The sequence below is a fragment of the Butyrivibrio sp. AD3002 genome (genome assembly GCF_000420905.1).
Taxonomy (GTDB): Bacteria; Bacillota; Clostridia; order Lachnospirales; family Lachnospiraceae; genus Butyrivibrio.
Window position 1 is genome coordinate 506,243 of the sequence record NZ_ATVV01000001.1, and the last position, 25,652, is coordinate 531,894.

Here is a 25,652-nt window from a genome sequence, read left to right on the forward strand (position 1 = left end):
TATTTCTTACTTTACTTCTTGTCATTAGTTCTCTCTCGGATAATGAACTTAAGTGGTGTACCCTTGAATCCGAAAGATCCCCTTATCTGATTCTCAATATATCTGGTATAGGAAAAATGCATCAACTTCTTATCATTAACAAAAATTACAAAAGTAGGCGGCTTAACCGCAGCCTGGGTGATGTAGTAGAGCTTTAACATTTTACCCTTGTCTGACGGAGGCTGCTGCATTACCACTGCCTGCATCATTATTTCGTTGAGGACACCGGTCGCAACACGCATAGCGTGATTCTCACTTACTGCATCTATCATGTCATACAGCTTTACAAGTCGCTGTCCGGTCTCGGCCGAAATAAAAATAATCTCTGCATAAGGCATGAAGGAAAGTACGCTTCTTACATCCTTTGTGAACTCATTAACCGTCTTATTGTCCTTCTCGATAAGGTCCCACTTATTAACCGCAATTATGATTCCCTTGCCGCGATCATGCGCAATTCCAGCAATTTTGGCATCCTGTTCAGTGACCCCTTCATCAGCATTTATAACTATGACAGCCACATCAGCTCTTTCAACCGCGGTAACAGTTCTCAGGATCATAAATTCCTCGAGCTTTTCTTTGACCTTGTTTTTCCTTCTAAGGCCTGCGGTATCTATGAAGGTATATTTCTTACCGTTATATTTTACCTCTGTATCAATCGCATCTCTTGTAGTTCCTGCGATATCTGACACAATAAGTCTGTTTTCTCCGCAAAGTCTGTTTATTATAGAGCTCTTGCCAACATTGGGCTTACCTATAACAGCAACTCTTATTGAGTCATCCTCTTCCTCTTCGTTGTCAGACGCTGTAAAGTTCTTGGTAACTTCCTCAAGAAGATCTCCGATTCCCTGCTTATTCGCAGCGCTTATGGGGAACGGCTCACCGATTCCCAGATTGTAGAACTCATAAACATCCATGGAATCACGCTTAAAGCTGTCCACCTTATTGACGCAAAGAACAACCGGTTTTCTGGATTTCCTAAGCATATCCGCAACCTGTGAATCCGCATCAGTCAGCCCCTGTTTTACATCACACATAAAAATGATAACATCGGCAGTCTCAATCGCTATTTCAGCCTGAGCTCTCATCTGCGCGAGAATCGTGTCATTTGTATCCGGTTCTATACCGCCTGTATCCACAAGTGTGAAATTGTAATTAAGCCACTCGACATCCTGATAAATTCGATCTCTGGTAACACCGGGAGTATCCTCAACAATAGAGATATTTTTCCCTGTAACTGCATTAAACAGGGTACTTTTTCCTACATTGGGTCGTCCCACTACCGCAACTATGTTTTTTCTTTTCATAAAATACCATCCTGCTTCGTAATTAGTCCCCTTATGAAATCCATACCTCCGCTTTTTATAATGCGAACCTTAACCCCAAGCTCGCTCTCGATATCGGATACTCTCACATCATCCAGGAGATAATCTTCTCCTGCCCTAAGTACATTCTGTGGAAGTATCAGCGCATCTCCAAGCTTTTGCCCTTTAAGCTGTGCAATTATGTCCTGTCCTGTAAGAAGCCCTGTAACGGTTATTCTCTCACCAAAGAAATTATTTATAATTTCATGAACATGAACCGTAAGTCCCGGTGCTGCTTCGGTAAGCTTTCTTGCCATCTCGCATATAAACGGATATATAAGCCTGCCGCTAGCAGTTGACACCTCTCCTTTATATTCACTTAACGGAATGCCATCGACCCCGTTTTCTATTGCATCCCTAAGCGCTTCATCAAACTCATCCAGAAGAAGCCTAACCATCCCCACTCCGTTTTCAAGCTGTCCGTAATCGTCATACGCTTCTGCGGGAGGAATCGGAAGCTGTGCAATCATATACCACTCATCCGAGGCATGTACAAAATGGTCTCCGTATTCCTCAAAAGACTTCTCCTGCCAATAATTGATTTCCTTTATTACAGCTACGGCATCATCTTTTTCAAACGGTTCCAACGGAAACAGACCATCCCTGTATTTGGACAAACCGACCGGAACTACTGAAACACTCTTAAGATTTGGTCTGTAATTATATAGATCGGTAAGCGACCTGTGAAGTTCTTCCCCGTCATTAACACCCTTGCACAGAACAATCTGTCCGTTCAGCTCAATTCCGGTACCCGGCTCGCAAAGCCTGTCAACCTTTTTCAGTGCTTCGCCGGCAAATCTGTTATTTAGCATCTTGCAGCGAAGTTCAGGATTAGTAGTCTGAAATGATACATTTATCGGAGAAAGATGATATTTCAGAATCCTGTCGATATCTTTATCACTCATATTTGTAAGAGTGACATAATTCCCCTGAAGGAAGGAAAGTCTCGCGTCATCATCCTTAAAATACAGCGTCTCTCTCATCCCCGGTGGCATCTGATCTATAAAACAAAAAATACATTTATTGCAGCAGGATCTGTAGTCATCCATAAGTCCGTTATCAAACTCTATGCCAAGATCCTCGTCGTAATATTTTTCTATGTCAAGCTCCCACTCTTCTCCGTCCGGTTTTCTAACAAGAAGGGTGAGCTCTTCATCCTGTACCATATACTGGTAGTCAAATATATCCTCTATAGGTTGACCATTTATTGCAAGCAAATAATCCCCGGCGGCAATTTCCAATTCGTCCGCTATGCTTCCGGGTTCAACCTTTTTTATCAAATGTCCTTTATTATCCATAAAACTGATTATACATTAAATTTCTTGACGTGTCAGTATAAGATACAATAAGATAATAGCGTAAAAAATCTATTATTATTTTTGTTAGGAGATAAAATGCCTGATTTTCATAAATTAGATTCATCAATACCGGTTGCTCCGATCGCGCTCATGGTCATGGAGTCTGCCAAAGGACTTGGAGAACTGGTCAATGCACGTCTTGTCGAATTCAGACACGACCTTCACAACACCCCGGGTAATGACCCCGCTTTTCAGGGATATGTTAAGGATGAGTACAGGGTTAAATATGCTAATCCCCGCTTCGGAAGCGGTGAGAGCAAGGCTCAGATTTATGAGTCACTTAGAGGTAAGGATGTCTTCATTCTCACCGATGTTATGAATCATTCAATGACCTACAAAATGTATGGTTATGGTAATTACTACTCTCCCGATGATCACTATCAGGATTTAAAAAGAGTCATTGCTGCCATCAACGGTAAGGCAAGAAGGATAAACATCATTATGCCTTTCCTCTACGAGGGCAGACAGCACAACAAGAACAATCGCGAATCGCTTGATGCCGCAGTTATGTTCTCGGAGCTTTACAGCATGGGTATAAGCAATTTCATTACCTTTGATGCCCATGATCCCAGAATATCCAATGCAGCTCCTATTTCAGGTTTTGATAACTTTATGGCATCACCGCAGTTCATGAAGGCTATTATTTCGGAAATTGATGATCTTACTGTTGATAAGGAACATCTGACCGTTATAAGTCCTGATGAAGGCGCTTTGGACAGAGCGGTTTATTTTGCAAATGTTCTTAACGTTGATACCGGAATGTTCTATAAGAGACGTGATTACAGCAAAGTTGTAAACGGTTCCAACCCCATTGTGGCACATGAGTATCTCGGTTCCGCAATTGATGGCAAGGACGTTATCATAATCGATGATATGATTTCCTCCGGTTCGAGCATGATAGACACCTCCAGACAGCTCAAGAAAAAGGGCGCAAAGCGTGTATTTATATGCACAACCTTCGGTCTTTTCACCAACGGAATGGAAGTATTCGATGAGGGTTATAAAAACGGTGACTTCGATGCGCTTATAACCACTAATCTCATCTATCAGAATCCTGACTTTATGAACAGAGAGTATTATCACATTGCTGACATGAGTAAATTCCTTGCGACAGTCATCGATTTCATGAACCACGATGCATCGCTCAGTAACGTTATTACTCCAACAGAATCTATTCACAGTATCATTGATAAATATAATGCCAGAGCAGCAAAAGCTGAGGACCTGTTTGATTAACAGGTCCTCATTTTTTAATAGTCTTTTTTATTATTTATCCCATTTTTTCCGAAGCGGGATTTCCGTTGCTGAATTTTCCGGTTTCAAATCCCACATTTACCTTGAACAAATCACCGTCAAGAATAATCTCAAACTCTCCTCCCATTGCTGTAGTAAGACTCTTTGCAATGGATAGTCCAAGTCCCGAACCTTCGGTACTTCTGGAAATATCTCCTCTTATGAATCTCTCTGTAAGTTCATCCGCGTTTATATTCAACTCATTTTTCGAGATGTTCTTAACAGAGAAAACTGCTTTGCTGACACCTATCTCCGTTTTTGTCACTAAAAGATCCATATATACTCTTGTATCCGGAAGAGCATATTTGCATACATTGTTCAAAAGATTCTCGATGACACGATACAGCTGTCTTGCATCAGCCTGAATAAACACATCATACTTCTCGCACTTAAGAATGGGCACCAGCCTGAAGCTCTCGAATTTCTCATAGAACTCACCAAGAATCTGATTTACAAACTCGGCAAAATTGAGCTCCGTTATCGTAAGTGTAATATTGCCGGAAGAAATCTTCGAAGCCTCCACAAGATCGTCTGTGAGCTGCCTCAGTCTCTGCGACTTATTATCAAGTATCCTTATATATTCACTGACTTTCGGATCGTCAATGTTTTCTCTTTTCAGAAGATCAACATAATTGATTATGGATGTAAGAGGCGTCTTGATATCATGCGATACATTTGTTATAAGGTCAGCCTTCAGCTTCTCATCTCTCATACTTCGATTTACAGCTTCTTCAACAGAAACCGAAATCTTGTTTAGTTCTTCCCCAAAGTAGACATTACTGCTGTGAAGCTTATTAACATCCACCTTGACATCAATCTCGCCCTGAGCAATCCTTTTTAGCGCATCAAGGATGATAAACTTATCATTGTTAAGGTTTATAATATATAACGCCACAGCAACGTCAAGGACTACAACTATAACAATTCCTACAGCGCCCCATCTGAGAATAAGATATAGATTAAGCAGCGTAGAAGTCAAAAACGGCAGCACCGTTCTCACAAAAAGATTCTGCCTGAGTGTCATCTTACCAAAAAGCTTATGAATCAGCCCGATAATAAACTTAAACAGGGATGTTTTATATAATTGTCCTGCCTTGGCTCTTCTGATTATGCTGTAAATTGCATAACATATGGCATTATCACCTACAAAAGAGAGTCCTCCTGCAAGAAGCGACATATTCATTGTGTTATATTTAACAACTTCATAATTATTGATGGCGAATTGGAATAGCCCAAACAAAATACCCAAAACAGCCAGTGAAAACACAAACACAATTTCTATCGGGATAACATCTATTCTCTCAATCCCGCCTACTTTTCCGTCAGCGTATTCGATTCGTCCTTCATATATTGAAAGATGGACAAGTACAATCACATACATCACCGCGAAAATTGCACTTATTATATACAGTTGCCTGTAGTACGGCATATACCTGTTAAACGCTTCTTTTCCAACCTTGAAATCATCTATATTGGCAGTCTTGTTAATATCGATTGCAAAATAGAACTTCATTTGATCGGGGAAGGCATATTGATAATTGCCAAGAAGCTGTCTTAAGGAATCCTCGCTTATCTGAGTATTGGTTGAATATTCGATATCATAAGGGCAGTAATAAATATACCTTCCGTAGGACTTGAAAACATCCTTCAAATTCAGTCCGTTTGTGCCGCTCTTAAGTGAATCAACATTTGTAAATACTTCAGTGCGGGCGTTAATCGTTCTGGTGATATAATATCTGAAATTCGATTTGTAAAACGAATATTTGTCCTTATATGCATCATAACGCTCATACCCTGCAGCCATTGTGGATGCGGTCTCGGTGATATTTGCACATAGCTGATTATACTCATCCCAGCCCGAAACAATATCCTCGATATTTTCACCGTTAATGGTTTTATATCTGGGAATCAAAACAGTATGTGATCCGGCTCCGTCCTTATCGACTTCCTTCACATTGGTTCTTACCGCATTGTTTTCAAGCTGAGAGTTTAAGAACGCATTCATTCCACCCTCAGCATTATTTTTCAAGAGATGCGTGTATACTGTAGTAGCAGATAAGAAATCCTTGCTCTCTTTTGTAGTAAAATTCGCATCATCATATTCAAAGCCATTCTGGGACCACTTGATCAGATTTGAAACCGGGTAAACCGCAGTAATATAATCGCTCTGTAAAACTGTATTTCTGTTAATAAAAGCGGTTACATCAATATTTTTATCTCCGTTATATACTCCATCGGTCTCAAAAAGAGTCTGATATGCGGCAAGCTCCACCGCATTTCTCAGATTATCAAATAATATTGAATTAAAAAGCTCCGAATCGGCATATTCTTTTCCGATGTCGTCCTTCTGCAAATTATAGACAACACCGTCCGTGCCCGTGAAGGTAGACCCTTTATAAATATAAAAAACAAGAGCAACTACCGCAGCAAGACATATGTGCTGAAAAATTCTAAGTATATATCTGCTGATCCAGGACATGGTCTTATGCCTGAATATTTTATCAAACATTATCAATCCTCAGTGTCGATTTTATAGCCTACCCCCCAAACAACCTTAAGATATTTGGGATTTTTGGGATCAATCTCAATTTTTTCCCTGATATGTCTGATATGTACTGCAACAGTATTATCAACAGACACGGCGTTCTCGTTCCAGATATTCTCGTATATCTGGCTGATAGAAAACACCTTCCCCTTATTCTTGATAAGGAACATCAGAATGTTGTATTCAATTTTGGTAAGCTTGACCTCTTCTCCGTCCACGGTTACAGACTTGGAATTGTCATTGAGAACAAGTCCGCCGGCGCGGAAAATGTATTCATCATCGGCATCCTTTGTATCCGCATTTCCAAGCTCCGTATAGCGACGTAGATTTGACTTTACTCTGGCCACAAGTTCAAGCGGATTAAATGGCTTAGTCACATAATCGTCCGCACCAATATTGAGTCCTAGAATCTTATCCGCATCCTCTGATTTGGCGGAAAGAATAATAATCGGGATGGAACTGTGCTCTCTTATCTTCATTGTGCACTGAATTCCATCCATTACCGGCATCATAATATCGATGATAGCCGCATGAATCTCATTTGTTTTTACAATCTCCAATGCTTCAATGCCATTGAAGGCTTTAAAAACATTAATTCCTTCCTGTTTTAAATATATCTCAATAGCTTCAACTATCTCTTTATCGTCATCACATACCAAAACGTTCTGCACTATCTGTAAATCCTCCTCTATTATCACCACGCATTGTAGGGAATATATGAAAAAGCATTTTTATGCCATCTTATATGAATAGCTGATGTTTCGTCAACCTTTATGGCAACAACATCATATCTTACCGGGCATTCCTCGCTTATACCGAACCGTATTTTATAAAAATCCGACACCCGGCAGATTGTCTTCTGCTTCCGGGAATTCACCGCCGCTTCCGGTTCCCCGAAACGAGCTGATGTTCTGTATTTCACCTCAACAAATGTAAGATATTTTCCATCTCTTGCTATAATATCGATCTCACCCTTTTTACTCCTGAAATTTCTGCAAACAATCTTTGCTCCATTTTCCGAAAGATACTCACAGGCGAGATTTTCATAATATTGTCCTGTTTCTCTTTTATTCATAAAACTTATCTATTATTTTCTTTGGCCTTAATCCTATCCATAGCATCTACGAATACCAGAATCTCAGCCACTACCTCATAAAGCTCGGGAGGAATCATTTCACCGATTTCCAGCTTCGACAGAGTATCTGCAAGCTTCGAATCCTCGTGAATCGGGATATCCTGCTCTTTAGCAGCATCAATAATTCTTTCGGCCACGATGCCCTTTCCGCTTGCTATAACGCGGGGAGCCCCGTCTTCATTTGGATCATACGCAAGAGCTATCGCCTGCTTTGGTTTTCCATCCTTCGTCTTTCCTTTTTCAAGATCACTGTTATCTGCCATGTTTTAGCCCTCTTATGCTCTCGCATCAAATGATGTTGTTGATAAAAAAGCTGTCTTTTTTGAATCAAGCAAACTGCTGACGGGCGGATCCTCACTGTTTTCATCCTGATCGGTATGAAGCATCATCCTCGCTTCCATAGTGTATCCTCGCTTATTCAGCCTATCATTCAGCTCCCCGATGTGCTCTGCAATAAGATCAATAACCGATTCGTCTGCGACATAGAAATTTGTCTTTACATTGGTATCTTTCATCTTCACATAAACATCGATCGGTCCGAGATTATCCATATCCAGATGCAGGATCGCACTTACCGTATCTCCCGGTTCAAACTTTTTCTTGCCGTTTGAATAAACATAAAGATCACCGTGAGCATCCTGGTCTGCCATCTTAAGAGGCAATTGAATATAATGAAACATCTGGTTGATCTGATTCATGAAATCAATATTATTCTGGAGATTCATTGCACTTTGTGCAACTTTATTCTCAGGTCCAAGGCTCTCTGTAAGCTGCTGGGTAAGCTGCTTGGCCTGTGTACTCAGTCTTGTGTAGAGATTTTCAACATTCTCCTTTATGCTCACATCATCAGGTCTTATCAGCCATTCTTCCTGCATCACATTTTTCATGAGTTTATTATACTCATTACTACTGAATATTTTTGAAAAAGCAGCTTCCTTATTTTCAGCTGAATGTGATGCTGCCTGATAAGCATCAGCGAGTTCTTTTATAAGAGCCATCTGATCAATCTCGGTACTTTTACCCGTGCCGGCCTGAGCAATAAGCTTTTGTATCTGGTCACCGGTAGCTCCTGTATTTGTGTTTAGTTCTTTGATAAGCTTGGCAAAGTCATTATCAAAAACCATTTTCTGTGTACTTGCACTTTGGTCACCGGCTGCTTTCTCTGTAACTTTTCCGGATTGCGTTTCTTCAGAGTTCACCTGAAGCTCTTTGATATTCGGATCATCACCTACAGCATTTTGCGCATTCTGCACATTGCCGGGCTTTTGTGCATCACTCGCCACACCATCGTCCGAATTTATAATATTCTCTCCATTTGCAGTTATAACTTTTGCATCATTGTTCTGAAGCGAAACTGTACTTTCGTTTTCACCTTCGGCGAGAATCGTTTGTTCGCCGTTCGTCGCCTCTGCGTTATTTGCAACTTCACCTGTCGCGGGATTTGTCCCTGTTGCTGCATTCCGCTCCTGAATCATCGTGGCAGCATCACCCTTGACCACGGTCTGCTCCATATGCTCTGCACCTTCAGAGAGCATGTTCAATATCTTCCCGTAAAGATCATTTGCCTTTTCACCCTCACCATTTTGTACAAGCTGATTATAAGCCTCGGGAAGGTCATCCATAATAGATTTCATGGTCTCCACAACCTGATGCTCATAATTTTTATAGCTTTCAAATTGCCCGATATTCTGTTCTGTTATTGGAATATTAAGAGCCTTCATCTGAACCAGAGAAGTAACCTCTGCCTCAGGGTGAGAATTCACCGTCTGTTGCATGGCATTTAAGGAATCCTTGTCAATTCCCATCCCGTTTTCCATCATGGTCTTTACCATGTTAACGGTATCCTGTGTGACCTCAATTCCTGCTGCGTTTAGCGCTTTCAGAGCAGTCGGATCCACAGAAGTATTTTCATAAAGAGGTGTAAGTGTTATCTGTCCGGATGTTCCGCGCACCTGAAAAGATATTGTCTGTCCTTCCTTAAGGTACATGCCATCCTGGAGCTTTGCATTTATTACAGTGTCGTCTCCAAGTCTTATCTGGGCATTTTTTGCCCCATTCTCATCAGACATGGAAATAATCTTGCCGGACAGTCTCTCCCCTGTCTCCAAAGAGCGCAATGACTCCTGCGATTTTGCAGCATTCTGATTAACAATATGGCCATCAACCTGTACAACAGGCCTGTTACCGGTCAAATTCTGAATGATACTCATGCAGGCACGCTTTCTTAATTAAGAAAATTTTTTATAAAGGATTTTCTGTGAATCTCACAAGGTCCGATTTGCCGAAGAGCAGCTATGTGATCTGCACTTCCGTACCCTTTGTTATGTGAAAAACCGTAACCCGGATACTTACTGTCAAGTTCGGCCATAAGTCTGTCTCTCGTAACCTTGGCAATAATACTTGCCGCAGCTATAGATACACTTTTGGCATCCCCCTTTATTATCGATTCCTGAGGATAGGCTTCAAGCTGCGGTATATGAACCGCATCAATAAGCAAAATATCAGGCTTAACAGAAAGATTATCTACAGCCTTAGCCATAGCCTCAAAGGTAGCCTGAAGGATGTTGATTTCGTCAATTCGCTCATGGGTACTAAAGCCAATACCAACCGATACAGCTTTTTCCATTATTTCCTGATAAAGCTCTTCTCTCTTTTTTTCGGATAATTTCTTTGAATCATTTATATACAGTATTTCAGCATCCGCCGGAAGAATGACCGCTGCAGCGTATACCGGTCCCGCCAGAGGGCCTCTTCCAACCTCATCTATACCACAGATATATTTTTTACCAGCATGAAGCCTCTCGTAACTTCTCATCTCATAGAGGCGCTTCTTCTCATTTTCAATAGCTGTTATATGCTTTTTTGCGGACTCAATCAGTTTTTTGACTCCCGCTCTGTCATCAGCCTCATATCTTTGGCAAAATGCTTCGTAATCCTCTACGGAAACAGCATTTGAAAGTTCAGACTTAATGACACCTATTTTCTCAGTCATCGCTCTTATTTTCCTTGTTTTTATCAATTATTCCGAAAGATGAAAAAGGATACATCCTGAGCCAGGTTCTGCCGATGATATCAGATCCCTTTATATTTCCTACGAGCGGTTCTCTTGAATCCATACTGTAATTTCTGTTATCTCCCATAACAAAATATTCATCATCACCAAGAGTTATCGGTTCTTCGGCTCTGCCGGGATTCTGGATTATTTCTGCGCCGTAATGCTCCTCAAGTATCTCTCCGTTTATGTAGATATTACCGTCATAATCTATCTGAACTGTTTCTCCGGGAAGCCCTATAACCCTTTTAATAAAGTATTCGCTGGGATCCTGTGGATACGGGAAAATAACTATATCAAATCTCTTTGGCTTGGAAAACTTGTAAGTAAGCTTATCTGCCATCAGCACATCACCATCGTGAAGTGTATACATCATAGACTCACCGTCTACATCTGTTCTCTGAGCAACAAATTTCATAAACAGCATTGTTATAATGCAGACGATTAAAACTGTAAGGATAGTACTGCCTGCACTTTTCATAAACTCTTCTATTTTATTCATATCGGTCTCTCCAAAGATATTTTTCCAAGTCTCCCATTCCTGAAATCATCAAGAAGCTGCATGCATGCTCTTTCTATATCAGCTTTTCCGCCCTGTTTTATCAGTTTCCTGTTATCAGCTATAGCTGTAAGAATTGATGACTCCGGGGTCTCATACATATCCTCTTCATAGAGGAGTTTCTGCTTGTCCGTAATTCCATATTTGTCTGAAAGGACACCGGGATACCAGTCCTCGAGAATTCTTATAAGGCTTACTGCAAGCTCACCCTTATCAAGGTTCTCATCATTCATGGAACCGATAAGTGCAAGGTGAAGTCCTACAGTTTCATCATCAAACTTTGGCCACAATACTCCGGGCGTATCAAGAAGCTGCAAATTTTTCCCGAGCATAATCCATTGCTTACCCTTTGTAACACCGGGCTTATTGCCTGTTTTTGCTGCCGCCTTTCCGGAAATCCGGTTTATAAAAGTTGATTTGCCCACATTGGGGATACCTGCAACCATCGCCCTTATAGGTCTGTTTACTATCCCCCTCTTTTTATCACGCTCAATCTTCTCCCGGCAGCTCTCAGTGACCTGATCCAGAACTGTTCTTACCTGCGAGCCCGTTTTGGAGTTCATCTCCATAACTCTTGCCCCGGTGGATGAAAAATACTCTATCCACTCCTTACTGATATCAGGGTCTGCAAGATCAGCTTTATTTAAGATAACAAGTCTGGACTTATTTTGCCCGAGTTTGTCAATATCGGGGTTTCTTCCCGACATCGGTATTCTTGCATCCGTAAGTTCTATTATCAGGTCTACAAGCTTGATGTTTTCCTGCATCATGCGCATAGCCTTGGTCATATGACCGGGATACCACTGATAATTATTCATACATTCTACCTTTAATCCACAAAGCCTGTTTTACCCTCTTTAGATCCATAGGATAACCACGCTTTGCCTGCAATGGTCGAAAGCTTCACAACACCAATATTGGCACTTCTGGAATCCTCACTGCTGTTTCTGTTATCACCGAGAACAAAAAACTCTCCGCTCCCCAAAGTAATATCATTTTCAGCTATTCCAGCTTCTTCCATTTTATCATATTCACGATCTTCAGTGACGACAGTTTCGCCATTCACCAAAAGATTGCCGCCTTCAATTTTTACCGTCTCCCCAGGGACCGCAACCACTCTCTTGACATAATAATGTGATTTCTCATTACCATTTGGCAAAAAAACAATCACATCATCCTTCTTTGGCGAGGTGAGCTTGTAGACAATCCCGTCAACAAGTACACTCTGACCATTAGTAAGCGAAGGTTCCATCGAATCTCCGATGACTCTGACTCTTTTTCCAAAACAGAGCACAAGAACAAAAGCCACAAAAAAAGCCACCGCGGTATAGAACACCCACGAAAGAATCTCTTTGAAAATTTCGGGCGTTACCTTCTTTTTCTTTTCCAAATACATTGGTCTGTATCTATTTTTCCGAAGCATAAACACTCCTTAAAAATCCCAAAAGATAAAAAGGGCAATTACTAAAAAGTAACTGCCCTTACCAAAGAAATCATTCTTAGCGAACCTTTTCCTTGACCTTTGCCTTCTTACCTGTGAGGCCCTTAAGGTAGTTAAGCTTAGCTCTTCTAACCTTACCCATTCTCACAACTTCAACCTTCTCTACAAGAGGAGAGTGAAGAGGCCATGTCTTCTCAACACCTACGCCATTTGAGATCTTACGAACTGTGAATGTTGTGCGGTTTGAACCACCCTGAATCTTCTTAACAGTTCCTTCGAAAACCTGTACTCTCTCGCGGTTTCCTTCCTTGATCTTGTTGTAAACACGTACTGTGTCACCTGTGTTGAACTCAGGAGCGTTCTCGTTAAGCTGCTCCTTCTCGATCTCTGCAATGATTGTGTTCATTTGCTTTCTCCTATACTATATAAATGGACGTTCTTAAATACATGATAAAATGCGTACCAGAGGACCGTCATTTTCGCAACTATGAAATAATACCATAATTTTGCTCGCGAAGTCAAGCTTTATCTTTGGCAATCAGCTTCTTTAGTGCCTCTATAGCTACCCGGATAGCCGCATCCGTATCATGTGCCTGAGGATTATCAAGCCCGGCCTTAGCCCTCTCCTGGTTGGCAACTGTAAGCATTACAGCACCCGTTCTTGCGCGAAGCCATTGTCCAACAATAAAAAGTGCTGCGGACTCCATCTCAGAGCCAAGACATCCACATCTTTTCCATGCTTCCCACTTGTTCTCAAGCTCATAAAATACCGGCTTTGTCTCAGGTTCATGCTGTCCGTAAAAAGCGTCCTTACACTGAACAACACCGACATGATGTCTTATGCCAAGTTTCTCGGCAGACTCCTTCAGTGCCTGTGTTACATCAAATGTAGCAACCGCAGGATATTCAATCGGCGCATATTCTTTTGACGTTCCTTCCGCTCTTATAGCGCCGTTAACGACAATAAGATCTCCGCCCATAACATCAAGCTGCATTCCACCGCAGGTTCCAACTCTTATAAAAGTATCTGCACCTATCTTGTGAAGTTCCTCTACTGCAATAGATGCTGATGCTCCTCCTATTCCGGTCGAAACAACACTTACTTTCTCTCCGTCAAGATAACCGGTATAGGTGTTATATTCACGGTTATAAGCAACCTGCTTCGCATCATCAAAATAGGCCGCAATTTTCTCACATCTTCCCGGATCACCCGGCAAAATAACATACCGACCCACATCACCTTCTTTAAGATGAATATGATATTGATATCCGGCACCTTCAGTATAATCTACCATAACCGCTTCCTCCTTATGAATTTAGCTACAATAATTATACCACCTGCACAGCTTAACCGCTAATTTCATTTCAGCACTTGCCCGATCATCAATCAAACAAACCATCCATTACGTGTATGGTCATAATCCCGTTTTCTATATCAATATTCTTAACGCATTCTTTAATTCCCGGAATCATGACTGTTTCTGCATCAGGATCATCGGTGCGCTTCATTTCATAAACATCATTGGAACCGGTCTGAATAACCTGCTGCAAAATACCGAGCTCTTTTCCATCCTCATCAACAATCTTCATTCCTTCGAGATCCGCAAGATAGTACTCACCCTCTTCCAAGGGAATGGCGTCCTCTCTGCGAACAATAAGCGGTTTCTGCCTAAGGCGTTCGACCTCATTAATGTCATTGAATTCCTTGAATTTTACGATAACGAATTTTTTGTTAAAACGAACTCTCTCTATCGTAAGCTCCTTTTTTCCGTCTCTTCCGGTATCAAGGATTACTTTTTTCAGATCAAGAAATCTCTCCGGATCCTGTGTGGTAGGAAAAACATTAACTTCACCCTTAAGTCCATGTGTCGAGGCAATTACGCCAACCTGAAAATATTCTGTCATGTCTGCTCCTTAATTTTATCAAGAATCTTGTTTCTCTTCTTTATCGCTTTGGGTGTAAACTGCTCCGGATGTTCCTCTACATATTTGTCGTAAAGTTCCGGTCTTCGCTCTTTTGTTCTTTCAAGCGACTTCTGAAAACGCCATACATCTACATTCGCGTGATTACCCGAGAGTAAAACCGGCGGAACCCTCTTATCCATCCAGATTTCCGGTCTTGAATACTGCGGATATTCAAGAAGTCCGTCATCAAAAGATTCCGTCTCTGCAGATTCATCATTGTTAAGAACTCCGGGAACAAGTCTTGCCACAGCATCAATCATTACCATGGCCGGAAGCTCACCTCCCGTGAGCACATAATCACCTATAGAAATATAATCAGTGACTATCTCCTCAAGCACACGCTCATCTATTCCTTCGTAGTGGCCACATAGAAAAATAACATCCTCCTCTGAGGAAAGTTCTCTAGCTTTTGACTGACTGAAAACCTCCCCTTGAGGCGTAACATATATAACTCTCGGATTCGAATCAGGCTTATCTTCTCTTATAGACCTCAATATATCCTGATAGCAGTCATAAATTGGCTGTGCCTGCATCAGCATTCCTGCTCCGCCGCCATATGTATAATCATCAACCTTGTTATGCTTGTTGTCTGCATAATCTCGGATGTTTATTGCCTTTGCCGTGATTATTCCCTTATCCATGGCACGTTTTAATATGCTTGTATTAAGTACATCCATAACCATTTCCGGGAATAATGTCATTATATAAAAATTCATAACTCTCCATAGAAAAATAAATACCCGGAGCTGTAATTGCAGCCCCGGGCATAGTCATATCAATCGACGATTTCAACGTCAACCTTAAGGTTCTCTCTGGTTGATGCAGCCTTAACAACAGAGCGGATTGCTTTTGCAATTCGTCCCTGTCTTCCGATTACCTTACCCATATCAGAAGGTGCAACGTGTAGCTCCAAAACAATGGTCTGGCCGTCTTTTTTCTCATTCACAACGACCTCATCAGGGTTTTCAACCAGAGCCTTTGCAATAACTTCAACCAATTCTTTCATGAATTTTCCCCTAGTTAAAAAGTGATTACTTAATACCTGCCTGCTTGAAGATCTTGCTAACAACATTTGTAGGCTGAGCACCGTTTGCAAGCCACTTCTTTGCAAGTTCCTCATTTACCTTGCATGTGCTGGGATCTGTGTTAGGATCATAAGTTCCGATCTCCTCGATGAACTTTCCGTTTACAGGGAACTTTGAATCAGAAACAACGATACGATAAAAAGGAACCTTCTTTTTACCAATTCTCTTAAGTCTAATTTTTACTGCCATTTTTAAAATCCTCCATTTAATAAATAAAAATGTTAACTATGATAAACGAATTTCTCCGCAATCATCATGTGTCTATATGAAATCCTCACAGGATACTCATAACTAATTGTTTAAAAGAACTTACCAAAGCCGCCCTTTCCAAGGCCGCCTAAACCGCCAAGTCCGCGTCTGCCCTTTTTACCCATAAGTCCGGGCATCTGCTTCATCATCTTCTGCATCTGATCAAACTGCTTTATGAAACGGTTTACATCTGCTATATCATTGCCGGACCCCTTAGCTATTCTGTATTTTCTCTGAGGGTTCATGAGCTTCGGATTTTTACGCTCGGCCGGTGTCATTGAAAGTACTATGGCTTCCATTCTGGCAAGCTGCTTTTCATCGGGAAGTTGATCATCTCCGATCTTACCCATTCCGGGAAGCATTCCCATAATTGCTCCAAGGCCGCCCATATTTCGCATCTGCTTCATGGACTCAAGGTACATCTCAAAATCGATCTTACCTTTTTTCATCTTGGAGGCCATCTCGCGCTCTTTTTCTTCATCGCGCTCACGGTTGGTCTCTACAACCTTATCGATAAGGCTGAGCACATCGCCCATTCCCAAAATTCTGCTGGCCATACGGTCGGGATAAAACTGCTCAAGATCTGAGAGTTTCTCGCCCATACCAACATAAAGAATAGGCTTGCCAGTAACCTGTCTTGCAGAAAGTGCCGCACCGCCTCTCGTGTCACCGTCCATCTTACTGAGGACGATTCCATCGATGCCGATTCTGTCATTGAACTGAACTGCTACATCTACAGCAGCCTGACCTGTCATGGCATCAACAACAAGAAGTGACTGGTGAACAGTGACTGCTTCTTTAATTGCCACCAGCTCCTGCATCATATCTTCATCGATCTGCAGTCGGCCTGCAGTATCGAGAATTACCACATTTTCATTATTTTTCTCAGCATGTTCTATTGCAGCCTTAGCAATTTCTACAGGACTGACATCCGTCCCCATGGAGAAGAAATCAACTTCCTGCTTCTTGGCATTGATTTCAAGCTGATCAATAGCCGCCGGTCTGTAAATATCACAGGCTACAAGAAGAGGCTTTTTACCTTTAAGCTTAACCTTGCCTGCTATCTTGGCTGCGGTAGTCGTCTTACCTGTACCCTGAAGACCGCACATCATTATAACAGTGATGCTCTTACCGGGCTGGAACTGGATCTCTGTGATCTCAGATCCCATAAGATCAGTCAACTCTTCGTTAACAATTTTGACAACCATCTGCGCAGGATTCAGTCCGTTTAAAACATCCTCACCGACAGCTCTCTCCTGAACCTTGTTAACAAAATACTTAACCACACGGAAGTTAACATCCGCCTCGAGAAGTGCCATCTTGACTTCCTTCATGGCAGTCTTGACATCCTCCTCCGACAGACGGCCCTTGCCGCGCAGATTCTTGAATACATTCTGCAGTTTATCGGATAAGTTTTCAAATGCCATATGTTATGACAGCTCCTCTGTAATTGATTCTATTGCCTTAAGGACAACCGCTCTAAGTTCATCATCCTTAAGTTCCTTGTCAGAAGCAGCACCCGCAAGCTCATCAAGCTGATGTCTGATCCTGTCTGTTCTTTCGATCATGTGAAGTCTTTTCTCATATCCTTCAAGAGAATTGGTGCATCTCTTTAAAAGGTCATGAACTCCCTGCTTGCTGATATCATACTCTTCAGCTATCTCCACAAGGGAAAGATCATTGTAGACCACATCCTCATATACTTTTCTCTGATGATCAGTCAGAAGCTCGCCGTAAAAGTCATACAAAAGCCCCTGTTCAACAATTCTCTCCATTGTATCTCCAAACAGATAATAAACAATACAAAAAATGCGATACTATACGCACGAAGCATATAATATCGCATATATTTTAAAGTGTCAAGTATTTTTACTTTACTTTCATTTATTCTTTACGGATAACACAAAAATCCAAGTTTACCTCTCCTTCAATACCATCAATAACGCCATTTCTTGAAAACTGCCACATCCTGTAGTCATAAGGATAGTATTGGGGGAATCCATAATAGGATACCCATACGGGATATTTTTCCAGCGATACCGGCTCAAGGAACTCTGTAAAAGTCCTTATACCGCCCATTATCATGGGAGTATATCCTTCTTCTTTTACCCTCTCGCAAAAAGCATCGGCGATTTCCGAATAAATCTGCTTTGTCAGCTTTGAGGTCCTGGCATCCGATGAATTTGTCTGTTCAAGATCAAGTGCCACAGGGTAAGTAATTTCATAATTCTTAATCTGTTTTAAGACGTATTCCGCCTCTTCCACAGCCTCATCAGCATCAATTGATTGTGAATAGAAGTAAACTCCGACCTCCAGTCCGGCCTTCTGAGCATTCCTTATATTTGTCTTAAAATAGTCATCTTCAAGAATAGTGCCCTCGACAGAACCGCGAAGTCCCACTCTTATCATTACAAAATCTATGCCTTCGGATTTAACCTTATAAAAGTCAATATCGCCCTGGGTTCTGGAAACGTCAATTCCTTTAGTAACAGACAGACTCTCATCCGTTCCTATATACTTTACAGTTCCGTCTTCAAGGAGCTGAAAATCCTCCTCTGTCAGCGGACTTAGGGGAAGTGACTCATCTATAGGAGTAAAATAATACTGCCCTGCATATTCGGTAATTATTTCATCAGGATAGAGGGTTCTTATAGCACCTATTCTGTCGCCCTCTTCGAGCTTCCCTCTGAAGGTGTCCCTGAGCCTGTCTCCTTCTTCCTTACGCGCCCTTGCATCAGCCTGATCGATAAGCTGGTTGGCTCTCGCAGTAGTGTAATACCCCTCCGTCTCAAGCGCGTCGATCTCACTCTGCGATGCATCAGCCTGTCTTCTTATCGCAGCATTGCTAAGAAGGAGTCCGATACAGGTCGACAGCGCCAAAAGACTCACAAGGCTGAGGAAAATAACCGAAATCAGATTCTTGGTATTCTTAACCATTTTGCTGTTGTTTTTGGTATTTTCAGTTTTCTTCATAAGTATTATATCCGCTCATCAAAATAGCTCTTATAGCCTTCACCGAATATCTCTGACGCACTTGTAACTATCATAAATGCATCAGGATCCTCCTCACGGACTATATCCTCCGCCATAGGAGAAAGTCTCTTTTTTATAGCACAGAGTATAACCTTCTTATTTTCACCACTGTAAGCACCCTGTCCGAAAACATGTGTTACACCGACATCCAGTTCCTTAAGAAGTCTGGATGTGATCTTATCTGTATGATCCGAAATAATATAAATAAGCTTAGCTTCATCTCGACCATAAAGAACAAAGTCGATAACATAGGATGTTATCATTACAGCAAGGAATGAATACAGAACAACTTTTATATCTCTTAAAACAACACCGGCAAAGCTCACAACAAATATATCTATCATCATGAAAAGCACACCGGTCTTGATATGAGGATACTTAATTCTAAGTATCTTTATTATAACATCCGTTCCGCCCGTAGTCGCGTGGCATTTAAATGTAATACCGATTCCTACGGCAACAAAAATACTGCCGAATATCACACCGAGAATTACATCCTTAACGATAATCCCCGACGCATATCTTGCGATAAGATCCGTAAAAATAGAATTGACTACCGTAGCGTAAACAGTCGAAATCGTAAATCTTATTCCAAATTTATAGATTGCCAGAAAAAGAATAGGAATGTTCATAAGCATGAACCATACACCCGTTCCTATAGGCACAATTCTGTTCAGAACGATAGCTGCACCGGTAAGACCACCGGGCGCAATATTATTAGGATCATTAAACAGACTGGTCCCTATTGCGTATAAGAATGCTCCGAACGTAATAAGGAGATAATCCGTACCTTTTCTGGTAATCTTTTCTACATATGCCATAAATTAAATAATTGTGCGAACAAGCTTCGGCCTGTAACCATGCTCTTCAAGGATCTTTATAATCTGTTCCTTGTGTTCGCTGCCAAATGCCTCCAAAGTAATACGCAGTTCAACAGCTGCGCTTCTGTTGATCGATACAAACTGATTGTGCTCGAGTTTGATTACATTTCCACTGGTCTTCGCTATAACCTCTGCCACTGCAGCAAGTTGTCCCGGCTTATCGGGAAGAAGAACCGAAACTGTAAATATACGATTTCTCATAATGAGTCCCTGCTGGACAACAGAGCTCATTGTAATGATATCCATATTTCCGCCTGAAAGAACACAGACAATTCTCTTATCCTTAACATCAAGCTGTTTAAGCGCTGCAACGGAAAGAAGTCCGGAATTCTCCACAACCATCTTATGGTTTTCCACCATATCAAGGAAGGATACGACAAGATCCTCATCCGGAACAGCAATTATGTCATCAATATTTTGCTGGATATAGGGGAATATCTTTTCGCCGGGTGTTTTAACCGCAGTACCGTCAGCAATTGTATTAACTGTAGGAAGAGTTGTAACTTTACCGTTTTTAAGGCTCTCCTGCATACAGTTAGCACCTGCAGGTTCAACACCGATTACCTTTATCTTGGGATTAAGGAGCTTCGCAAGGGTACCCACACCTGTTGCAAGTCCGCCACCTCCGATAGGAACAAGAATCATGTCCACAGTAGGCAGTTCTTTGATTATCTCCATAGCAATGGTTCCCTGACCTGTTGCCACATCAAGATCATCAAAAGGATGAACAAAGGTATATCCATGCTCATCTGCAAGCTTAAGTGCATGCTCGCAGGCTTCATCATATACATCACCATGAAGAATGACCTCTGCGCCGAGAGCCTTTGTTCTGTTCACTTTGATAAGAGGAGTTGAAGTAGGCATAACGATTGTAGCCTTTACTCCGTAGCTCTTTGCTGCATAAGCCACACCCTGCGCGTGGTTACCTGCTGATGCAGTGATGAGCCCCTTCTTTCTCTCATCCTCAGACATTGTAGATATTTTGTAATAAGCACCTCTAACCTTATATGCACCGGTTCTCTGGAGATTCTCAGGCTTTAAATAGACCTTACTGCCTGTGGCAGCGCTCCAATAGTCACTGTAAATAAGTTTTGTTTCAAGAGTTACCTTTTTAACATCCTCATACGCTTCCTCGAATGCGGGAAGCGTCAGGCTTTCGTTTTTCTCAGACATGTCCATTCTCCTTATGAAAATAATGCATCTACAAACTGGTCGGAATTAAATCTCTCAAGATCCTCTAGAGCTTCACCGACGCCGATATATTTAACCGGAATATTAAGCTCTGACACAATAGCAACTGCTATTCCGCCCTTTGCCGTACCATCAAGCTTAGTGAGAACTATTCCGGTAAGATCAGCAACCTCACCGAACTCTCTCGCCTGCGATATAGCATTCTGTCCGGTTGTGCCGTCAAGAACAATAAAATTTTCTCTATGTATTCCAGGAAGCTCCTTGTCAAGAATCCTGTTCATCTTGGCAAGCTCCTCCATCAGATTCTTCTTATTATGAAGTCTTCCGGCCGTATCAATCATAAGAATGTCGCAATCTCTCGACCTGAAGGCAGCAACAGCATCATAGATTACACTGGCGGGATCCGCTCCCTCTTTTCCGGAAATAAGCGGAACTTCGGCCCTGTCTGTCCACTGTCTTAATTGCTCAGTAGCACCTGCCCTGTAGGTATCGGCAGCCGCAACAAGTACTTTCTTGCCTTTCTTTCTGAAATGAGCAGCAAGTTTTCCGACAGATGTCGTCTTACCGACACCGTTTACTCCGATAACAAAAATAACTGTCTTATCTTCCTCAAACTTATAGGTATCGTCATCAGTCTTCATCTGCTCTCTGATGTTGGATACAAGGAGTGTCTTGCATGCCCAGGTATCTGTTATATGATTATCCCTGACCTGCTCGCGGAGCTTGTCCATAATCCTGCTGGTAGCATTAACTCCGATATCTCCCATAATGAGAGTCTCTTCAAGTTCCTCGTAGAAATCCTCATCCACAGTTGAAAAGTTGCTAAGGACATTATTTATTCCCTTTACAACACCTTCTTTAGTTTTTGATAGGCCATTTGAAAGCCTTGAAAAAAAGCCACCTGCCATTAATCCGTCAGCTCCTTATCAATCAAATTAACACTTACAAGTGTCGACACACCCTTCTCCTGCATGGTTATACCATAGAGTCTGTCAGCACTTTCCATTGTACCACGCCTATGGGTAATTACAATAAACTGGGTTGATTTCAGCTTATGCAGATAATGTGCAAATCTAACTACGTTATTTTCATCAAGCGCCGCCTCAATCTCATCAAGCAAGCAGAAAGGTGACGGCTTCAGATTCTGAATTGCAAACAGAAGCGCAATTGCAGCAAGTGCCTTCTCACCACCGGAAAGTTGCATCATATTAACAAGTTTCTTTCCCGGAGGCTGAGCATTGATTCTGATTCCAGCCTCAAGGATATCCTCATCCTCAACAAGTTCCAGCGTACCCTTACCGCCTCCGAACATTTCTTTAAATACCTTGTCAAACTCTGACTGTATTTTTGTAAACTCTTCCATGAACTGCTTTCTCATGGATTCATCGAGTTCGGAGATAATCTCGCGAAGCTGCTGCTCGGCTGTAACAAGATCATCATGCTGTGTCTTCATGAAGGTATATCTCTCCATGAGCACTCTGTAATCCTCAATGGCGTTAACATTAACATCACCGAGTTTTCTTATAGCATCCTTTAACGAGCCTATCTGCTTCTTCATCGCAGACATATCGTTGAGACTTTCGTCTCTCATGGAGGATGCATCGGTTAATGTTATCTCATACTCATCCCACATATAGTTGATCTGAGTCTCTATAGCTTCCTTTGCTCTCTCACATCTGGCACCAAGTCTTGTAACTTCCTTATCGAGTCCGTTCATCGTCTGATTCAATTCTTCTGTAAGTTTAAAGAAATTCTTCTGAGAAGCTGTAAGTTCTTCCTTCTTTGCACGCTTCTCTTCCATCTCCTTATTTACATCGGACTGAACATCCTTGGAACTCTCAATTGTAAGCTTTATCTCCTCGATGTCCTTCTTCCTCTGCTGGAGGATCTCGTTATTTTCTTTTATTGATGCAAAAATTTCATCGAGAGCCGCCTTCTCTGTAGCTATCTCACTGTTTATACGATCAAGATTCTGCTGTTCAAAGGTCTCCTTCTGCAAAATCTTCTCATATTCGATATCCCAGGAAGAAACATTCTCAGCTTCTTTCTCTTCGTCGGCATGCAAGGCTTCAAGCTTAGCCTGATACTGAGTAACCTTCTCGGATTCATCCTTCTCGGTTTTTTCAGAAAGTTCAAGAGCTTTCTTGTACTCCTCACGCTCACCATCAATATCGATAATCTGCTTCTCGATTGACGCGCTCTCTTCCTTCAGGTCTGAGTAATTACCCTTCTGCTGATTCTGTCTCTCCTTCTCATTCTCAACATTGATTCTGGCTGTATTCTGCTCTATGAATTTAGTCTGAAGAGAAGTTCTGGTCTCCTCAACGATAACTCTCAGCTCATTTCTGCGCTTCTTGGTATCCTCTATCTCCTTTTGGAAAAGAGCGATATCCTCCTTGCACTTCTTGATATTTTTCTCAAGTTCCTCCATCTCTCTGCGTCTTCCGAGGAGATTGGAATTATTTCTGAAGGTACCACCACTTATGGCTCCTCCGGGAACAAGAAGTTCACCCTCAAGTGTAACCATTCTGATGGTATACTTGTATTTTCTTGCGATTAAAACCGCATTGTCTACTGTATCGACAACAACAATTCTTCCAAGCATTGCCTTCGCAACACTTCTGTATCTGTCCTCTGTCTCAACAAGTTCATCCGCCATACCAAGAACACCCTTTTCGCTTAGGGCTTCCTGTGCCTTGAACTCCTGAGGTTCGCGGATACTTGTAAGTGGAAGAAAAGTTGCTCTTCCGGCCTTGGTCTTTTTCAGATAAGCAATCATATCCTTTGCGGTTTCTTCATCATCGGTTACGATATTCTGAATATTACCGCCAAGTGCTATCTCTATAGCCGTTTCATACTTGGGCTGAGTCTTTATAATATCGGCAACAACACCAATAATTCCGGGATTGTCGTCTTTTTTCTCCATTACCTTCTTAACGCTTCCGCCGTAGCCTTCATAGCGTTCGGTAAGATTGCTCAATGTTTCAAGCTTTGACTTTTCCTGCGTATAAAGGTTCTGTGCATCACGGAGCTTCGAATCCTTTGCGGAGAGTTTATCTCTTATACCCGCAAGCTCATTCTCCGAATCCTTCTGCTTCATGTTCATTTTACGGATTTCATCCGTAATCTGATCGAACTCGGCCTGAAGCTTTTTGATTATTTCTTCCTGCATGGACTCATCGGAACGCGCCTTAACAAGCTTTCCGGTAAGCTCTGCCTTCCTGATATTTATCTGTTCCTGTCTGGTATCAAGAGAACTCAGTTTACCTTTGATTGACGAACGCTCTGACAGTGTCTCGATTATCCTGCTCTTGCAGTTCTCAATCTCATTATTTATCTCGTTAATGCTCGCAACGATACCGTCAAGTTTTTTTCTTGCTTCCTGTCTGTCTGCGGAAAGGACTTCCAGTTCCTTGTCTATCTCGCCCTTTACGACAAGCACCTTATCTCTTTCCTTTTCCTTTTCGGAAATCTTAAGCTCTTCATCGGCTTTTCTTTTTTCAAAATGTTCAGCATCACTTGTAGCAGATCTGATCTGCTCATTCATAATACCGATCTGGCCTTCAAGCTTCTCGCGTTTTACAGAAGTATCCGTAATCTTTGCTCTTGCTTCTTCGATATCATGATCAATAGCTTCCAGTTCTTCCTGAATCTGCTCGTACTTAATCTTTGTATCTTCATACTTTTCCTTTGCTTCTTCAAGATTTTTGGTCGCAATCTTTAGACACTCTTCAGACTCCTCGAGATTCTTCTTCTGTGCCGCATTTTCCAAAAGGAACATGTTTACATCCAGAGTCTTCAACTCTTCTTTATGTTTTAAGTAAACCTTTGCAACCTCTGACTGTTTCTCAAGTGGCTCAACCTGTTTCTCAAGTTCTGAAAGGATATCATTCACTCGGGTCAGGTTCTGCTTTTCCTGCTCCAGCTTCTTGATAGCAGTATCCTTTCTGGACTTAAACTTAACAATACCTGCAGCCTCATCAAATAGATTACGTCTGTCCTCGGGTTTACTGGACAAAATCTGGTCAATCTGGCCCTGTCCGATAATAGAGTATCCCTCTTTACCGATACCGGTATCAAAAAACAGCTCATTAACATCCTTAAGTCTGCATGAGTTGCCGTTTATCATATATTCACTCTCTCCTGAGCGGTAAAGCCTTCTGGAGACAGTTACTTCATCATATTCAATAGGAAGCGCATGATCCGAATTATCAAGCGTTATAGCGACATAAGCGTAGCCAAGGGGTTTCCTCAGCTCCGTTCCCGCAAAGATTACATCCTGCATAGTGCCGCCACGAAGCTGCTTGATTCTCTGTTCTCCGAGAACCCATCTGACAGCATCGGCGACATTGCTTTTACCCGAACCGTTAGGTCCGACAATTCCTGATATTCCGTTGTGAAATTCCAGTTTTATCTTATTTGCAAATGACTTAAAGCCGTGAATTTCTATGCTTTTTAAATACAT

Annotated in this window: 25 protein-coding genes; 1 reads left to right on the top strand and 24 read right to left on the bottom strand. The window is 41.8% G+C overall.

Translation table 11 applies throughout. The features are described 5' to 3' along the window. Positions 1–11: 11 nt before the first annotated feature. Together der and G596_RS0102195 are read right to left on the bottom strand one after the other, a co-directional pair. The gene (gene der, locus G596_RS0102190) at positions 12–1,343 is read right to left on the bottom strand and encodes a ribosome biogenesis GTPase Der (RefSeq protein ID WP_022760197.1); all 1,332 of its coding nucleotides are present in this window, start codon (positions 1,341–1,343) and stop codon (positions 12–14) included. Next, on the bottom strand, positions 1,340–2,698 hold the full coding sequence (locus tag G596_RS0102195; RefSeq protein WP_022760198.1) for a DUF512 domain-containing protein: 1,359 nt from the start codon (positions 2,696–2,698) through the stop codon (positions 1,340–1,342). The genes der and G596_RS0102195 overlap by 4 nt, the downstream gene beginning before the upstream one ends. Positions 2,699–2,794: 96 nt before the next feature. Here G596_RS0102195 and G596_RS0102200 point away from each other — a divergent pair, with 96 nt between their 5' ends. Beyond that, complete coding sequence (locus G596_RS0102200) at positions 2,795–3,994, top strand: ribose-phosphate pyrophosphokinase (protein WP_022760199.1); 1,200 nt, start codon at positions 2,795–2,797, stop codon at positions 3,992–3,994. Positions 3,995–4,028: 34 nt separating this feature from the next. Here the strand turns inward: G596_RS0102200 and G596_RS23375 are convergent, their stop codons facing one another. The 22 genes from G596_RS23375 to smc all read right to left on the bottom strand — a co-directional run bounded on the left by G596_RS23375 (position 4,029) and on the right by smc (position 25,652). Further along, positions 4,029–6,560: a sensor histidine kinase gene (locus G596_RS23375; RefSeq protein WP_022760200.1), complete on the bottom strand. Its 2,532-nt coding sequence runs from the start codon at positions 6,558–6,560 to the stop codon at positions 4,029–4,031. A gap of 2 nt (positions 6,561–6,562) precedes the next feature. Beyond that, a complete protein-coding gene (locus tag G596_RS0102210) occupies positions 6,563–7,267 on the bottom strand; it encodes a response regulator transcription factor (protein ID WP_022760201.1) in 705 nt (234 codons plus the stop codon). 23 nt (positions 7,268–7,290) lie between these two features. After that, the gene (locus G596_RS0102215) at positions 7,291–7,671 is read right to left on the bottom strand and encodes a YraN family protein (protein WP_022760202.1); all 381 of its coding nucleotides are present in this window, start codon (positions 7,669–7,671) and stop codon (positions 7,291–7,293) included. 5 nt (positions 7,672–7,676) lie between these two features. Then, the gene (locus tag G596_RS0102220; RefSeq protein ID WP_022760203.1) at positions 7,677–7,994 is read right to left on the bottom strand and encodes an EscU/YscU/HrcU family type III secretion system export apparatus switch protein; all 318 of its coding nucleotides are present in this window, start codon (positions 7,992–7,994) and stop codon (positions 7,677–7,679) included. A gap of 12 nt (positions 7,995–8,006) precedes the next feature. Continuing rightward, positions 8,007–9,941 (bottom strand): flagellar hook-length control protein FliK, encoded by a 1,935-nt coding sequence (gene fliK / locus G596_RS0102225; protein ID WP_022760204.1) that lies wholly within the window; start codon positions 9,939–9,941, stop codon positions 8,007–8,009. A 14-nt stretch (positions 9,942–9,955) separates the two neighbouring features. Continuing rightward, the gene (locus G596_RS0102230; protein ID WP_022760205.1) at positions 9,956–10,723 is read right to left on the bottom strand and encodes a ribonuclease HII; all 768 of its coding nucleotides are present in this window, start codon (positions 10,721–10,723) and stop codon (positions 9,956–9,958) included. Then, positions 10,716–11,285 (bottom strand): signal peptidase I, encoded by a 570-nt coding sequence (gene lepB / locus G596_RS0102235; protein ID WP_022760206.1) that lies wholly within the window; start codon positions 11,283–11,285, stop codon positions 10,716–10,718. Before lepB (G596_RS0102235) ends, G596_RS0102230 begins: the two co-directional genes overlap by 8 nt. After that, positions 11,282–12,160, bottom strand: a complete 879-nt coding sequence (ylqF, locus tag G596_RS0102240) for a ribosome biogenesis GTPase YlqF (RefSeq protein WP_022760207.1) — start codon at positions 12,158–12,160, stop codon at positions 11,282–11,284. Before ylqF ends, lepB (G596_RS0102235) begins: the two co-directional genes overlap by 4 nt. Positions 12,161–12,171: 11 nt before the next feature. Then, positions 12,172–12,765, bottom strand: a complete 594-nt coding sequence (gene lepB / locus G596_RS0102245; protein ID WP_044927597.1) for a signal peptidase I — start codon at positions 12,763–12,765, stop codon at positions 12,172–12,174. A gap of 76 nt (positions 12,766–12,841) precedes the next feature. Then, positions 12,842–13,189 carry a 50S ribosomal protein L19 gene (gene rplS, locus G596_RS0102250; protein ID WP_022760209.1) on the bottom strand — a complete coding sequence of 116 codons (348 nt, stop codon included), beginning with the start codon at positions 13,187–13,189 and terminating at the stop codon, positions 12,842–12,844. A 112-nt stretch (positions 13,190–13,301) separates the two neighbouring features. Beyond that, positions 13,302–14,078, bottom strand: a complete 777-nt coding sequence (gene udp / locus G596_RS0102255; protein WP_022760210.1) for a uridine phosphorylase — start codon at positions 14,076–14,078, stop codon at positions 13,302–13,304. 88 nt (positions 14,079–14,166) lie between these two features. Continuing rightward, a complete protein-coding gene (gene rimM / locus G596_RS0102260; protein WP_022760211.1) occupies positions 14,167–14,688 on the bottom strand; it encodes a ribosome maturation factor RimM in 522 nt (173 codons plus the stop codon). Beyond that, positions 14,685–15,464 carry a tRNA (guanosine(37)-N1)-methyltransferase TrmD gene (gene trmD / locus G596_RS0102265; protein WP_022760212.1) on the bottom strand — a complete coding sequence of 260 codons (780 nt, stop codon included), beginning with the start codon at positions 15,462–15,464 and terminating at the stop codon, positions 14,685–14,687. Before trmD ends, rimM begins: the two co-directional genes overlap by 4 nt. Positions 15,465–15,523: 59 nt before the next feature. Continuing rightward, positions 15,524–15,754 carry a KH domain-containing protein gene (locus G596_RS0102270; RefSeq protein ID WP_022760213.1) on the bottom strand — a complete coding sequence of 77 codons (231 nt, stop codon included), beginning with the start codon at positions 15,752–15,754 and terminating at the stop codon, positions 15,524–15,526. A 25-nt stretch (positions 15,755–15,779) separates the two neighbouring features. Continuing rightward, positions 15,780–16,022: a 30S ribosomal protein S16 gene (rpsP, locus tag G596_RS0102275; RefSeq protein ID WP_022760214.1), complete on the bottom strand. Its 243-nt coding sequence runs from the start codon at positions 16,020–16,022 to the stop codon at positions 15,780–15,782. Positions 16,023–16,132: 110 nt separating this feature from the next. Continuing rightward, entirely contained in the window at positions 16,133–17,509 is a 1,377-nt protein-coding gene (gene ffh / locus G596_RS0102280) for a signal recognition particle protein (RefSeq protein WP_022760215.1), read from the bottom strand. Positions 17,510–17,512: 3 nt separating this feature from the next. Further along, entirely contained in the window at positions 17,513–17,857 is a 345-nt protein-coding gene (gene ylxM, locus G596_RS0102285; protein ID WP_022760216.1) for a YlxM family DNA-binding protein, read from the bottom strand. A gap of 109 nt (positions 17,858–17,966) precedes the next feature. Beyond that, complete coding sequence (locus G596_RS23380) at positions 17,967–19,055, bottom strand: glycoside hydrolase family 25 protein (RefSeq protein ID WP_022760217.1); 1,089 nt, start codon at positions 19,053–19,055, stop codon at positions 17,967–17,969. A gap of 5 nt (positions 19,056–19,060) precedes the next feature. Beyond that, positions 19,061–19,936, bottom strand: coding sequence for a YitT family protein (locus tag G596_RS0102295; RefSeq protein ID WP_022760218.1), 876 nt, complete (start codon positions 19,934–19,936; stop codon positions 19,061–19,063). A gap of 3 nt (positions 19,937–19,939) precedes the next feature. Next, positions 19,940–21,169, bottom strand: coding sequence for a threonine ammonia-lyase (ilvA, locus tag G596_RS0102300; RefSeq protein WP_022760219.1), 1,230 nt, complete (start codon positions 21,167–21,169; stop codon positions 19,940–19,942). A gap of 11 nt (positions 21,170–21,180) precedes the next feature. After that, positions 21,181–22,095: a signal recognition particle-docking protein FtsY gene (ftsY, locus tag G596_RS0102305; protein ID WP_022760220.1), complete on the bottom strand. Its 915-nt coding sequence runs from the start codon at positions 22,093–22,095 to the stop codon at positions 21,181–21,183. Continuing rightward, complete coding sequence (gene smc / locus G596_RS0102310) at positions 22,095–25,652, bottom strand: chromosome segregation protein SMC (RefSeq protein WP_022760221.1); 3,558 nt, start codon at positions 25,650–25,652, stop codon at positions 22,095–22,097. The genes ftsY and smc overlap by 1 nt, the downstream gene beginning before the upstream one ends.

Bases quoted from the DNA above. Each gene is read 5' to 3' on its own strand.
- G596_RS0102200 (WP_022760199.1), top strand. From the start codon at position 2,795: ATGCCTGATTTTCATAAATTAGATTCATCAATACCGGTTGCTCCGATC.
- G596_RS0102295 (WP_022760218.1), bottom strand. From the start codon at position 19,936: ATGGCATATGTAGAAAAGATTACCAGAAAAGGTACGGATTATCTCCTT.
- ylqF (WP_022760207.1), bottom strand. From the start codon at position 12,160: ATGAATAATTATCAGTGGTATCCCGGTCATATGACCAAGGCTATGCGC.
- G596_RS0102195 (WP_022760198.1), bottom strand. From the start codon at position 2,698: ATGGATAATAAAGGACATTTGATAAAAAAGGTTGAACCCGGAAGCATA.
- rplS (WP_022760209.1), bottom strand. From the start codon at position 13,189: ATGAACACAATCATTGCAGAGATCGAGAAGGAGCAGCTTAACGAGAAC.
- smc (WP_022760221.1), bottom strand. From the start codon at position 25,652: ATGTATTTAAAAAGCATAGAAATTCACGGCTTTAAGTCATTTGCAAAT.
- lepB (WP_022760206.1), bottom strand. From the start codon at position 11,285: ATGAATAAAATAGAAGAGTTTATGAAAAGTGCAGGCAGTACTATCCTT.
- lepB (WP_044927597.1), bottom strand. From the start codon at position 12,765: ATGCTTCGGAAAAATAGATACAGACCAATGTATTTGGAAAAGAAAAAG.
- trmD (WP_022760212.1), bottom strand. From the start codon at position 15,464: ATGAATTTTTATATAATGACATTATTCCCGGAAATGGTTATGGATGTA.
- G596_RS0102270 (WP_022760213.1), bottom strand. From the start codon at position 15,754: ATGAAAGAATTGGTTGAAGTTATTGCAAAGGCTCTGGTTGAAAACCCT.
- rpsP (WP_022760214.1), bottom strand. From the start codon at position 16,022: ATGGCAGTAAAAATTAGACTTAAGAGAATTGGTAAAAAGAAGGTTCCT.
- ffh (WP_022760215.1), bottom strand. From the start codon at position 17,509: ATGGCATTTGAAAACTTATCCGATAAACTGCAGAATGTATTCAAGAAT.
- rimM (WP_022760211.1), bottom strand. From the start codon at position 14,688: ATGACAGAATATTTTCAGGTTGGCGTAATTGCCTCGACACATGGACTT.
- G596_RS23380 (WP_022760217.1), bottom strand. From the start codon at position 19,055: ATGAAGAAAACTGAAAATACCAAAAACAACAGCAAAATGGTTAAGAAT.
- fliK (WP_022760204.1), bottom strand. From the start codon at position 9,941: ATGAGTATCATTCAGAATTTGACCGGTAACAGGCCTGTTGTACAGGTT.
- G596_RS0102220 (WP_022760203.1), bottom strand. From the start codon at position 7,994: ATGGCAGATAACAGTGATCTTGAAAAAGGAAAGACGAAGGATGGAAAA.
- der (WP_022760197.1), bottom strand. From the start codon at position 1,343: ATGAAAAGAAAAAACATAGTTGCGGTAGTGGGACGACCCAATGTAGGA.
- G596_RS0102215 (WP_022760202.1), bottom strand. From the start codon at position 7,671: ATGAATAAAAGAGAAACAGGACAATATTATGAAAATCTCGCCTGTGAG.
- ilvA (WP_022760219.1), bottom strand. From the start codon at position 21,169: ATGTCTGAGAAAAACGAAAGCCTGACGCTTCCCGCATTCGAGGAAGCG.
- ylxM (WP_022760216.1), bottom strand. From the start codon at position 17,857: ATGGAGAGAATTGTTGAACAGGGGCTTTTGTATGACTTTTACGGCGAG.
- G596_RS23375 (WP_022760200.1), bottom strand. From the start codon at position 6,560: ATGTTTGATAAAATATTCAGGCATAAGACCATGTCCTGGATCAGCAGA.
- udp (WP_022760210.1), bottom strand. From the start codon at position 14,078: ATGGTAGATTATACTGAAGGTGCCGGATATCAATATCATATTCATCTT.
- G596_RS0102230 (WP_022760205.1), bottom strand. From the start codon at position 10,723: ATGACTGAGAAAATAGGTGTCATTAAGTCTGAACTTTCAAATGCTGTT.
- ftsY (WP_022760220.1), bottom strand. From the start codon at position 22,095: ATGGCAGGTGGCTTTTTTTCAAGGCTTTCAAATGGCCTATCAAAAACT.